Annotated in this window: 11 protein-coding genes; 9 read left to right on the top strand and 2 right to left on the bottom strand. The window is 44.9% G+C overall.

Annotation, left to right across the window (positions count from 1 at the left end):
• Nucleotides 1-42 precede the first annotated feature (42 nt).
• From ACZ5GB_RS01470 to ACZ5GB_RS01455, 4 genes are all read left to right on the top strand, one after another.
• Nucleotides 43-1,755, top strand: coding sequence for a proline--tRNA ligase (locus ACZ5GB_RS01470; RefSeq protein ID WP_464327218.1), 1,713 nt, complete (start codon nt 43-45; stop codon nt 1,753-1,755).
• 86 nt (nt 1,756-1,841) lie between these two features.
• On the top strand, nt 1,842-2,846 hold the full coding sequence (gene hemE, locus ACZ5GB_RS01465; RefSeq protein WP_464327217.1) for a uroporphyrinogen decarboxylase: 1,005 nt from the start codon (nt 1,842-1,844) through the stop codon (nt 2,844-2,846).
• Entirely contained in the window at nt 2,843-3,964 is a 1,122-nt protein-coding gene (locus ACZ5GB_RS01460) for a tRNA (guanine(10)-N(2))-dimethyltransferase (protein ID WP_464327216.1), read from the top strand. The genes hemE and ACZ5GB_RS01460 overlap by 4 nt, the downstream gene beginning before the upstream one ends.
• Complete coding sequence (locus tag ACZ5GB_RS01455; RefSeq protein WP_464327215.1) at nt 3,942-4,475, top strand: hypothetical protein; 534 nt, start codon at nt 3,942-3,944, stop codon at nt 4,473-4,475. The genes ACZ5GB_RS01460 and ACZ5GB_RS01455 overlap by 23 nt, the downstream gene beginning before the upstream one ends.
• On the opposite strand, the gene trpE is transcribed toward ACZ5GB_RS01455, so the two are convergent.
• Nucleotides 4,461-5,942 (bottom strand): anthranilate synthase component I, encoded by a 1,482-nt coding sequence (gene trpE / locus ACZ5GB_RS01450; RefSeq protein ID WP_464327214.1) that lies wholly within the window; start codon nt 5,940-5,942, stop codon nt 4,461-4,463. The two genes, ACZ5GB_RS01455 and trpE, sit on opposite strands and share 15 nt — an antisense overlap.
• A gap of 131 nt (nt 5,943-6,073) precedes the next feature.
• On the opposite strand from trpE, the gene ACZ5GB_RS01445 reads away from it, so the two are divergent.
• The gene (locus ACZ5GB_RS01445) at nt 6,074-6,508 is read left to right on the top strand and encodes a rubrerythrin family protein (RefSeq protein ID WP_464327213.1); all 435 of its coding nucleotides are present in this window, start codon (nt 6,074-6,076) and stop codon (nt 6,506-6,508) included.
• Nucleotides 6,509-6,561: 53 nt separating this feature from the next.
• Nucleotides 6,562-7,851 carry an anaerobic glycerol-3-phosphate dehydrogenase subunit C gene (locus ACZ5GB_RS01440; protein ID WP_464327212.1) on the top strand — a complete coding sequence of 430 codons (1,290 nt, stop codon included), beginning with the start codon at nt 6,562-6,564 and terminating at the stop codon, nt 7,849-7,851.
• 5 nt (nt 7,852-7,856) lie between these two features.
• On the opposite strand, the gene ACZ5GB_RS01435 is transcribed toward ACZ5GB_RS01440, so the two are convergent.
• Nucleotides 7,857-8,135 carry a hypothetical protein gene (locus ACZ5GB_RS01435; protein ID WP_464327211.1) on the bottom strand — a complete coding sequence of 93 codons (279 nt, stop codon included), beginning with the start codon at nt 8,133-8,135 and terminating at the stop codon, nt 7,857-7,859.
• A gap of 344 nt (nt 8,136-8,479) precedes the next feature.
• Between ACZ5GB_RS01435 and selB the strand changes: the two genes are divergently transcribed.
• From selB to cysM, 3 genes are read left to right on the top strand one after another with little or no spacing between them, the layout of a single operon-like run.
• A complete protein-coding gene (gene selB, locus ACZ5GB_RS01430) occupies nt 8,480-10,192 on the top strand; it encodes a selenocysteine-specific translation elongation factor (RefSeq protein WP_464327210.1) in 1,713 nt (570 codons plus the stop codon).
• Entirely contained in the window at nt 10,189-11,526 is a 1,338-nt protein-coding gene (gene selA / locus ACZ5GB_RS01425) for an L-seryl-tRNA(Sec) selenium transferase (protein WP_464327209.1), read from the top strand. The genes selB and selA overlap by 4 nt, the downstream gene beginning before the upstream one ends.
• A gap of 7 nt (nt 11,527-11,533) precedes the next feature.
• Nucleotides 11,534-12,481: a cysteine synthase B gene (gene cysM, locus ACZ5GB_RS01420; RefSeq protein ID WP_464327208.1), complete on the top strand. Its 948-nt coding sequence runs from the start codon at nt 11,534-11,536 to the stop codon at nt 12,479-12,481.
• Nucleotides 12,482-12,484: the final 3 nt, after the last annotated feature.

Genomic DNA, 12,484 nt, shown 5'->3' with positions numbered 1-12,484 from the left:
AACTTAGGCTATTTCAAAGAGCTAAATGATATAATGGAATAAATGCGTTGGAGTAAGTATTTTTGGTATACATCTAAGGAAGACCCTGCCGATGCAGAAGCTCCTTCTCACAAGCTTCTTATAAAAGGTGGCTTTATAAAGCAGGTTTCTGCTGGCATATACGAGCTTACTCCTCCCGGTGTAAGGGTCCTAAGGAAGATAGAAAACATAGTGCGTAAAGAGATGGACAGAAGTGGCGCCCAAGAGGTCTTGCTTACCGTTTTGAACCCAGCAGAACTTTGGAGAGAAACGGGAAGATGGGACCTGTATGGAAGGGAGCTTTTTACTCTAAAAGACAGGAACGGAAGGGAATACTGCCTTGGACCTACCCACGAGGAGGAGATAACAGACCTTGTAAGAAGCTACGTAAACTCCTACAGACAGCTTCCTTTAATCCTTTATCAAATACAGGTAAAGTTTAGGGATGAAAAAAGGCCACGCTTTGGCCTTATAAGGGGAAGGGAGTTTATTATGAAGGATGCTTATTCTTTTGATGCGGACGAGATGTCCGCCATGATCTCTTACGAGAGCATGAAGTTTGCCTACCATAGGATCTTTAAAAAGCTAAGACTGGACACCCTTATGGTGGAGGCAAGCGTAGGCACCATAGGTGGTATAAGCTCCCATGAGTTTGTGGTGCTTACCGATTATGGGGAGGCAAGGGTAGCTTACTGCGAAAACTGTGGCTATGCGGCCAATGCGGAGATAGTAAAGCTTCCAAAGCCGGAAGAGGAAAGAGAGGAAGAAAGGCCCTTGCAAGAAGTGGCCACACCCGGCACAGATACCATAGAAAAGCTCTCTTCCTACCTTGGTGTGCCTGCAAGAAAGATCATAAAGGCTGTGCTTTACGTGGTGGATGGAAAAGATTTTGTAATGTTTATGATAAGGGGAGACAGAAATGTGGATGAGAACAAGGTGGAGGCCGTTTTGGGAACGGAAAACTTCAGGCTTGCAGAGGATAAGGAGGTTTGGGACCTTTTGAAAACAAAGAAGGGCTTTATAGGACCTTTTAACCTTCCACCTTCCATAAGGGTCTATTGGGACAACTCCACCTACGGCATAAAGAACGCAGTCATAGCCTTCAACAAGCCAGACTATCACTACATAAACGCAAACCCCGGAAGGGACTTTTCTTATGGTGATTTTGTGGATGTGTGCCAGGTGGAAGAAGGAGACCCATGCCCTAAATGTGGGTCTTCTTTGAAGGTAAGAAGAGGCTTGGAGCTTGGACATATATTCCTTTTAGGCACAAGGTATTCGGAGCCTATGAAGGCATACTATAAGGACCCACAGGGTCAAGAGAGGCCCATAATTATGGGCTGTTATGGCATTGGTATATCAAGGTGCATATCTGCCATAGTGGAGCAGTACCACGATGAGAAGGGTATAAAGTGGCCCACGCCAGTGGCACCCTTTGAGCTAAATATCATATGTGTAAACCCTTCAGACCCAGAACAAAGAGATGTGGCAGAAAGGCTATATATGCTTGCCCAAGAGTATGGCATAGAGACCATTTACGATGATAGAGACGAAAGCCCGGGCTTTAAGTTTGCGGACGCAGACCTTTGTGGATTTCCCTATAGGATAGTGGTAGGCAAAAAGGTAAAAGAGGGTAAGGTGGAGCTTCAAAGTAGGCACACGGGCGAAAGGTGGGATGTGGATATAGATAAGGCGGTAGAAGAGGTAAAAAGGCTAATAGAGGAAGATAAAAAGTAAGTTTGTCTAAGTTTATTTTTATCCATGTGTTCTGCAATTATTCAGGGAGTTCTCACTTTGCCTTTGTATATGTTAAGATAATTTAAATGCTCCTTCTTGATAGTCTAAAGGGAGAAAGGATACCGCGCTTCCCCGTTTGGCTTATGCGCCAGGCTGGCAGATACATGCCACAGTATAGGGAACTAAGGGAAAAGGAAAGGGACTTTTTAAGCTTTTGCAAAAAGGTGGACCTTGCGGTAAGGGCAAGCCTACTTCCCTTGGAACTCCTTGGCGTGGATGCTATCATCATCTTTTCAGACATCCTTGTGCCTCTTGAACCTATGGGTGTAGAGGTAAGGTTTGAGGAGGGAGAAGGGCCAGTGCTTTCTTGGGATGGCAATGTTTCTTCTTTAAAAAGGATAAGCTTTTCTCAGGTGGAGTTTGTGGGTGAGATAATAAGGGGAGTAAAAGGGCAAGTCAAAGAGGTGCCAGTTATAGGCTTTTGTGGCGCTCCCTTTACCTTAATGGCCTATATGGTGGAGGGTGGGTCCAACAGGGACTTTAGAAAGACAAAGCTTTTTATGTGGACAAGAAAGGAAGAATACAAAAGGCTTATGAGTTTGCTTGTGGAGAACCTTTTGGAGTATTTGAAAGGGCAGATCAAAGCTGGTGCGGACCTACTTCAGGTCTTTGACAGCTGGGCCATGTATATGCCCTATGAGGACTTTGAGGAATACGCTCAGAGCTATTTAAAAGTTCTTTTTGAAGAGTTAAAAAAGCATTCAGACACACCCATCATATACTTCTACAGAGGCTCCGGCTCCTTTTTGAAAGCCCTTGAAGGCCTCCCAGTGGATGCCGTCTCTGTAGACTGGACTGTGGATATGATTGATGCCATGAGGAATAGCTCTAAGGCCTTTCAGGGGAACTTGGACCCTACGGTGCTTTATGCAGATGAGGAGACTATAGTAAGGAAGGCGTTGGAGCTTTTGAGATGTATTCCAAGGAGGTCTAAGTATATATTCAACTTGGGCCATGGGCTTATGCCCGATATGGACCTAAATAAAGTAAGGCTTTTGGTGGATACGGTAAAGGGCTACAGGCTCACATGATAAGGGAAGGGAAGGTGCTTTTGGACCTTGAGCTTCCAGAGGTAGTATCTTCTCAGATGGAAGTCTTTTACAACCCCCATATGAGGGAAAACAGAGATATAAGCCTTTTGATGCTTTTGAGCCTACCATACCAAGATATGAGGATTTGCGACCCCATGGGAGCAAGCGGTGTAAGGCTTCTTAGGATGCTTTTGGAGACAAACAAGGTAAAGCTGGCAGTTTATAACGATATAAGCCCAAAGGCTGTGGAGTTCTTTAAAGGGCTTATAAAAAGCCATGGCCTTGAAGAAGATAAGGTGGAGATATACCAAGAGGATGCCTGTTTGCTTTTAAGAAAGTTAAGAAATTTTCACTATGTGGATATTGACCCCTTTGGCTCTCCTGTGCCTTTTTTGGAAAGCGGTATACTACCAGTGGCAAGGCGTGGTATCCTGGCCATAACGGCCACAGACACCTCAGTCCTTTCTGGCACCTACCCCAGCACATGCATAAGGAGGTATGCTTCCAAGCCTTTGCTTTCCGCCGAGTTCTACCATGAGGTAGGCATAAGGATACTCATAAAGAAGGTTGTAGAAGAGGGAGCAAAGCTTGATTATGCCCTGAGGCCCATATTCTCTTACTCTTATAGGCACTATTTTAGAGTCTTTTTCCAAAAGGACATAGGGCCAAAAAGGGCAGACGAGCTTTTAAAAAGCGTAGGCTATCTTCTTTACTGTGATAGTTGCCTATACAGAGAAGGTGTGAGCCTTGAATCTTTAAGGGATAGCTGTCCACATTGTGGTAATAGGCTCCTTTGGGCTGGCCCTCTCTGGCTTGGAAAACTCTGGGACAAGGACCTTGTGGAAAGCCTGTGGCAGATAAGGGGAATGGTGGAGATATCCAAGGAAACAAACAAACTTCTTAAGCTGATAAGGGAGGAGTCAAAAATAAATAGCCTTGGCTTTTATACCATATCATCCATGGCAAGGGCCTTTAAAATTGGCCAACCACCACCCATAGGGAAGTTCCTAAAAGTTTTTGAAGGCGTGAGGACCCATTACACGGGAGAGGGCTTTAGGACAGAGCTCTCCCATGAGGAAGTTCTAAGGAGAGTCCATGAGCTACTACAGAGAGCTTAAGGATTTTATCTTGGAGATAAAGGGAGATTTTTTCCTTTCACCAAGGGATGCATGGTTTTTGAAGTTTTTGGAGGAAGAAGGCTATCCATTGCCGGTGGTAAAGGAGGGAATAAAAAGGTTTTTCCTTTATTATCCTCCAGAAAAGAGGACAAAGCTTCCCCTTTTCATGAGCTTTGAAGAGATAAAAAAGAAAAGGCAAAGGGCCGTAAAAAAAACTGCGCCAGACTGGAAAGAAAAATTCTACCAGAGGCTTGAGGTAGCCAAAAGGTTTTTGGGAGAAGAATTGACCTATCCAGAACCAAAGGACCAAGCGCAGGCTGAGGAAATACTCATAAGCTTGGAAAATGAGATAGCTCAAAGGCTTTATGATGCTTTAAGTAAGGAAGAAAAGATAAGCCTTATGAAAAAGTTTTCAGTTTTTAAAGAAAACAAAGAGCTTTTAAAGGCTATGGTAAAGAGAGAATTATTTAAAAGGGTGGGTCTAAAGGGCCTCTCCCTATTCTTGGACTAATTCCGCCATGCTTATGGCCTTCATGAGGGCCTTTGCCTTGTTTACCGTCTCCCACCACTCTTTTTCTGGGTCCGAGTCAGCCACAATGCCAGCTCCAGCTTGCACAAAGACTTCATTTCCAAGGACCAGTGCAGTCCTTATGGCTATGGCCATGTCCATATTTCCATCAAAGGATATGTAGCCCACCGCACCCGCATATATGCCCCTTCTTTGATTTTCAAGTTCCTCTATTATCTGCATGGCTCTTACTTTTGGAGCTCCAGAGACGGTGCCAGCAGGGAAAAGAGCCTTTAGCACATCCACAGCAGAAAGCCCCTCCTTTAGCTCACCCACCACATCGCTCACTATATGCATTACATGGGAGTACCTTTCCACCCTCATAAAGCCCTCCACCTTTACGCTCCCGGGCTTGCTAACCCTTCCCACATCGTTCCTTGCAAGGTCCACAAGCATAAGATGCTCCGCTCTTTCTTTTTCATCCTTTAATAGGTCCCTTTCAAGCTCCAAATCTTCTTCTTCTGTGAGACCCCTCTTCCTTGTGCCAGCTATAGGCCTTGTCTCAATCCTTTTTTCTTCAAGCCTTACAAGCACCTCCGGAGAAGAGCCTATCACCTTTATGTCTCCAAGGTCCATGTAATACATGTAAGGTGAAGGGTTTAAATACCTCAAGGACCTGTATATACCCTCTGGCTTTCCAAAAAAGTCCTTTTTAAAGCTTTGGGATAGCACTACCTGCACCACATCACCTTGGGCTATGTATTCCTTTGCCCTTTTGACTATGTTTAAAAATTCTTCCTTTGTAAAGTTGGACCTCCACTCCCTTAAATCTGGGTCTCTGTGTGGGAAGTGTATGGGATAAACACAGCTTTTGAATATTTTCTCTTTTATACCTTCCATTATTCTCCTTGCCCTTTCATACTCTTCTCTTATGTTCCTCTCCGTATTAAGTGGCACTATTATGCGTAGGCTACCGCTCAAGTTGTCATGCACCACCACTATATCGCTCATAAGCATAAAAAGGTCAAAGACCTTCAAAGGGTCTGGATTTTTGTCCTCTATAGGCTCATAATACTTAATTATGTCGTAACCCACATAGCCCACCATACCACCCCAGAACCTTGGAAGTCTTGGATCCTTGTATGGTTTAAAGGCTTTTAGGATATCTTCAATGGGTTTCAAAGGGTTTTTCTCTTCAAAAAGCTTTACCCTTCCCCTGTCGTATATGCAACCTATGCCCTTTTTCCATGCATAATAGAAGCCAGAGGAAAGCACTATAAAGGAATACCTTCCCCACTTTATACCCCCCTCTGCACTCTCAAGGAGAAGGCTATACTTCCATCCACCCTTTAACTTAAGGTAGAGGGATAGGGGAGTTTCTGTGTCTGCCATAAACTCTGCAAAGACTGGTATGAGGTTGTAATCCTTTGAAAGGGCTTCTACTTCTTCTATGCTAAGGCTCATCTGCATGCTATATTATGTTAGCACAGTGAAGTTAAAAAGGGCGGGCTTTGCCCGCCGAGTTTTTTTATACCCCTTGACAAATGAAAAAAATTTTCATATAATATATATAACCAAAAACCTAAAAGGAGGTGGCAACCATGAGCAAGAGCTTACAAGGAACCAAGACCCTTGAGAACCTTATGCATGCCTTTGCTGGCGAGTCCCAAGCCAACAGAAGGTATCTCTACTTTGCCAGAAAGGCAGACATTGAGGGCTATCCAGACATAGCCAACATATTCAGGGAAACGGCAGAAGGCGAGACTGGACACGCCTTTGGACACTTGGAATTCCTTGAGAAGTATGGCGGTGGAGACCCTGCCACCAAGATGCCCATAGGAACCATGGAACAGAACCTTGAAGCTGCCATAGCTGGTGAAACCTACGAGTACACCGAAATGTACCCAGGTTTTGCAAGGGTAGCAAGGGAAGAAGGTTTTGATGACATAGCCGAGTGGTTTGAGACCCTTGCCAGGGCAGAAAAGTCCCACGCTGGAAGGTTCCAAAAGGCTTTGGAATCTCTTAAGAACGGCTAATTTAATATCCTTGGGGGCCTTGCCCCCACCCTTAATTAAAAAAGGAGGGAATTATGAACGAACCTGCTATCGGTGGTGTGAAAGATTTTGAATTTAATATAAAGGATCCCAATTTTTTAAACGAACAAGCCCTATGGGAAGAGGCAAAGAGGGTATTTTCCAAATGCAAAGACTGTAGGATGTGCGTTACCTACTGTCCTTCTTTCCCAGCCCTCTTTGATGCAGTAGACAGACATAATGATGATATTGAAAAGCTTTCAAAGGAAGAGCTTGCCCTTCCCTTAGAGCTATGCTTTCATTGCAAACAGTGCTATTTTAAATGCCCTTACACACCACCCCATGAGTGGAAGATAGACTTTCCCCACCTTTCTCTGAGGTATAAAGTGTGGAAATTCAAAAACAAAGGAGCAAAAATAACGGATAAATTTATGCTAAATACAGACTTGGTAGGCAAACTCTCCGTTCCCTTTGCTCCCATTGTGAATAAGCTAAACAATACACCCACCTTCCGGGTGATTATGGAAAACTTTATGGGTATTGACAGAAGGGCAAAGCTCCCACCCATTAACTCGGAGACCTTTGCAAGTTGGTTTAGAAAGAACAGAAAGCCGGTAAAGGGTGAGAATGGTAAGGTGGCCCTCTTTTACACATGCCTTCTAAATTACAACTACCTTGAGAGGGGAAAGGCCCTCTTGAAGGTCTTTGAGAAGAATGACATATACATAGAGCTTCCAGAACAGCAGTGCTGTGGCATACCTTCTTTTGATATAGGAGATATAGATACGGCCATAGAGAAGGCAAAGTATAACGTGGAAAGGCTAAAGGAGTATGTAAAGGCAGGCTTTGATATTGTGGTGCCAGTACCTACCTGCGCCCTTCAGATAAAGTATGAATATCCCCTTTTATTACCCGATGACCCAGACGTTAAACTTGTCTCCGAAAAGGTTTACGATGTGCATGAGTACCTTTTCAAGCTTCATCAGGAAAAGAGGTTCAACAAGGACTTTAAGCGTTCCCTTGGAAGCATAGCCTACCATATACCTTGCCACCTTAAATCCCTAAACGTAGGCTATAGGGCTGTGGCACTTATGAGGTTAATACCAAACACAAAAATTCAAATAATAGAAAGATGCTCTGGACATGATGGCACCTTTGGAGTACGAAAGGAAACCTTTGATATGTCCATAAAAGTAGGATCAAGGCTTTTTGAAGATATGAAAAACTCCAACGCAGACCTCTTTGTGTCCGACTGTCCCCTCTCGGGCAACCATATAGAAATGGCAACGGGCAAAAAGGTTTACCATCCACTTGAGGTGCTGGCAATGGCCTATGGAGAGGATTGAGGGTATTATTTAATAAGACCAAATAGCTTTGCGATAAACTCTAAAGCCTCTTTGTTTAGGAAAATAGTGGTAAAAAGCAAGATAAGAAATAGGATGGTAAACTTTCTATCAAGCCTTAGTATTTCCTTTTCTATTTCTAACTTCACAGCTTGCATCTCTTGACGTAGGGCTCTTATTTCTCCATAAAATTCGGCTTTAGTGATAAGCTCTTTTGTTAACTCTTCTTTTAGTTCAAGCTTTTTCTGTAAGGCTAAGTCTTCAGCCTTTTCCTCAACGCTTTTCAATGCTTCTTAAATAACCTCCGCTACCTTTTTTGCTTCCTCCTTACCGAGCCTTTCCTCTAAAAGCTGCAATATATCAATGGTAAGATATGGCATAGTTATTATTATATGCTTTTAAACGCCGGGTGAGAAATTAATTAAGCAAAGGTGATGCCATTATACCTTTTGTTAAAAATAAATGAGACAAGAAATGTAGAAGCACGGCATGCCGTGCAACTACTAATAAAAAATCCAAAAGTAGTGGCGGGTCTTGGACCAGCCAGAGGTTTTATAATCTGGTAGGTTTAAAACCTGCCATTACAAAGGACGAATTTCCCACTCCACGTATAAATTTTAATAAGAGCACCATGAAATACTTCCCTCTGGGCATTGCTGGGCATGTGGACCACGGAAAGACAAGCCTTGTAAAGGCCCTAACCTCCATAGACACAGATAGGCTTCCAGAAGAGAAAAGGAGGAGCATGAGCATAGACATAGGCTTTGCCTTTCTGGACTTCCCAGAGGAGAGCCTGAGGGTGGAGATAATAGATATCCCTGGGCATGAGAGGTTTATAAAGAATGCCATATGTGGCCTTGCTCCCGTGTGGGGGCTTATGCTGGTGGTGGACGCAGGAGAAGGCGTTATGCCCCAGACAGTGGAACATTTAAGGATAGCTAAAAGCTTTGGCATCAAAAAAGTTCTCCTTGTTCTTACAAAGATAGACAGGGTGGACCAATCTACTGTGGAGCTTGCTTCAGAGGAGGCCTCAGACCTTATAAAAAAAGAAGGCCTTGACCTCTTTGGTGTTTACGGTGTCTCTTCTATCACAGGAGAGGGCATGGAAGGCCTAAGGCTTGGCATAAAGGAGTATGCCAAGGAGAATATAAGGGACAGAGAAAATTGGCTCTTTAGGTTTTACATTGACTCGGCCTTTAGCGTAAAGGGCTATGGAACGGTGGTGAGGGGTAGCTGTGTGTTTGGCAAAGTAGAAGAGGGGGACCTTCTTACCCTTGAGCCTTTGGGCCTTTTTTGCAGAGTAAAAAGGCTTCAGAATCATGGAAGGTTTGTAAAGGAAGGAAAGGCGGGAGAGAGGCTTGCCCTAAACATTCCAGAGCTTGAACCAGATAAAGTAGAAAGGGGCTACTTTTTGGTGAAGGGTATCAAAAGCTCCAAAAGGCTTATAGTGAGGCTTGAGGGCCAAAGGCCAAAGGGCGTAGGCTATGCCTTCTTTGGAATGAGGGAGGTGTCCTTTTCCTCTCAGCACATCTTAGAAGACTACTACCTTCTTAAACTTTCCGAGCCTGTGCCTTGTATAAGGTGGGACAAGGGTCCCATACTTGACTCCTCCGGAAGGCTTATGGGCCACTATGAGGTTCTCCATCCTATTCCCACAAGAGCTTCAAAAAGGTTTTTAAGGGAAAACCTCGGCCTTTTGAAGGAAGACCCTCTTCAATACCTCCTTCTTGAAAGGGGCCTTATGGGCCTTAGCCTCTCAGACCTTTTCTCCTTTTACGGACATGCCATCAACCCACCCAACCTCCCAAGGCTAAAAGATACCCTTTACCATCCCAAAAGCCTTGAGGAGCTTGCAAAGAGAGTAAAAGATATTCTTTCCACAAAGGAAGGCATAGTTTCTTTGCCCGAGCTTCTGTCAAGGCTTGGTGTTTCGGAGGATGTTTTAAAATTAGCCCTAAGTGGCTTGAAGGATGTAAAGGTGGTAGAGGGCTACCTGCTTGATGCCAAGAGGGCAAGGCTTGAGGACCTAAAAGGTTATAGAGAGCTTATGGGCCTTCTCTCTCAAGGCATAAGGGAAGAGAGGGAGCTTGAGGCTTACAAGGAATACCTCTCTATGGCTGTCAGAAAAGGGCAGGTTTACAGCCTTGGGGACTACCTTTATATTTCAAAGAAGCTTTTTGAGAGCTACGTGGAGAGGCTAAAAGCCATAGGGAAAGAGTTTAGCATCGGAGAGGCAAAGGAGGTTCTTGGCCTCACAAGAAAGTATTTAATACCCTTGCTTGAACACATGGACAGGCTTGGCATCACAAGAAGAGAAGGAGAAAGGAGGGTGTTTTTGAGATGAATCTTTTGAGGCAGATACCGTCCGTTTCAAGGCTTCTTGAGGAGTTCAAGGGCTATCCGCAGGAGATTGCCAAGAGGGCCATAAGGGAGGTGCTAAGCAGGGTAAGGGAGGAGATAAAAGAAGGCAAAAGGCAGGACCTCAAGGACCTACACAGGCTTATTGAATACAAGATTAGAGAGCTTTCTGGCACAAACCTAAAAAGGGTTATAAACGCCACCGGTGTGATAATAAACACGAACCTTGGAAGGGCTCCCATCGCAAAGGAGGTGGCCCAGTTTATAAAGGAGATAGCCCAAAGCTACTCCAACCTTGAGTATGACCTTGGGGAAGGGAAAAGGGGGACAAGGCTTAGCCATGTGGAGGGCTTGCTAAAGGACCTCACAAAAGCGGAGGCTGTGCATGTGGTAAACAACAATGCGGCGGCTGTCTATCTTGTGCTAAACACACTTGCCTTTGGAAAGGAGGTGATAGTCTCAAGGGGTGAGCTGGTAGAGATAGGTGGAAGCTTTAGGATACCGGACATAATGAAGGCCTCTGGAGCAAGGCTTGTGGAGGTTGGGACCACCAATAGAACAAGGCTATCCGATTATGAGAAGGCCATATCGGAAGAGACAGCCCTTTTGATGAAGGTGCATAGAAGCAACTTCTACATGGAGGGCTTTGTGGAAGAGACAAAGATAGAAGAGCTTTTGAAATTGGGACTTCCCGTCTATTACGATATAGGCAGTGGTGTGCTTATAGACCTTAGGGAGCTTGGTATAAACACGGAGGAGCCAAGCTTTACCGAATGTATAAAAAAGGGTGTGCATATAGTCTCTGGCAGTGGAGACAAGCTTTTGGGTGGCCCTCAGGCGGGCATAATCCTTGGCAGGGCAGAGTACATCCAAAGGATGAAGAAGAACCCCATGAGCAGAGCTTTAAGGGTTGACAAGCTTACCCTTGCGGGCCTTGAAGGCACACTAAGGCTTTACATGAAAGGTGAGTATGAGAATATACCGGTGCTTTCCATGCTTTTACAGAGGCCAGAAGAGCTAAAGAGGAAGGCAAAAAGGCTTTCAAAAAGGCTAAGGAGTATAAAGGACTTAGAGGTTCATATACTTAGGGAGTTTTCGGCCTGCGGTGGTGGTGCCATGCCAGAGCTACTTTTGGAAACCTACTGCGTTGGGATAAGGCACAAAAACCTTAGCACTTCAGAGCTTGAAAGAAGGCTAAGGAATTTGGAGCCACCCATAGTGGCAAGGGTGAAGGAGGACATGCTTTTGCTGGATGTGAGGACATTAAGCCATGAGGATATGGAGGATATAGCAAAGGTTATAAGCCAGCTTGCTTTATAATCTTTCTGTGTGGGTTTTAGGTCAGCACGACGAGGCTTACAGAAAGATAAGGAATTCCATACTAAACCTTGTGGGCAACACGCCCTTGGTAAGGCTTAGAAAGGTCATACCACCTTACATATCACCCAAAGTGGAAATATACGCCAAGCTTGAGAGCTTTAACCCTGGAGGTTCTGTAAAGGACAGGCCAGCCTTGAGTATGTTCCTTGATGCCATAGAAAGGGGGCTTATAAAGGAGGGCAAGGTGGTTATTGATGCCACATCGGGCAACACGGGCATAGCCCTTGCCATGGTGGGTGCCTGCCTTGGTGTGCCTGTGGAGCTTGCCATGCCAGCCAACGTAAGCGAGGAGAGAAAGAGGATAATAAAGGCCTACGGCGCCAAAGTATACTTTACAGACCCCCTTGAAGGCACCGATGGAGCCATACTCTTTGTGAGGGAAAAGGTGAGCAAAGAGCCGGAAAAGTATGTTTATCTTGACCAGTATAATAACCCGGCCAACTGGAGGGCACATTTTTACTCAACGGGCATAGAGATATGGAACCAAACGGGTGGAAAGATAACCCATCTTGTGGCTGGCATAGGGACCGGTGGGACCATAATGGGAACGGGCAGAAGGCTAAAGGTATACAACCCAGATATACAGATAATAGGTGTACAGCCAGCCTATCCCTTTCATGGTATAGAAGGTCTAAAGCACATAGAAAGCTCCATAAAGCCCGGCATCTTTGATGAGACCTTTTTGGATAGGACCATCTTTGTGGAAACGGAGCCGGCCTACGAGATGACAAAAAGACTGGCAAGGGAGGAAGGAATTTTGGCAGGCCAATCCAGCGGTGCAGCTTTGCATGCTGCCCTTGAACTGGCAAAGGAACTGGAGGAAGGTGTTATAGTAGTCATATTCCCCGATGGGGGTGAAAAGTACCTTACCACCTCACCCTACAAGGACCTATAAGCA

Source organism: Hydrogenobacter subterraneus (assembly GCF_055390195.1).
This window is presented reverse-complemented; position numbering and strand designations above follow the sequence as displayed.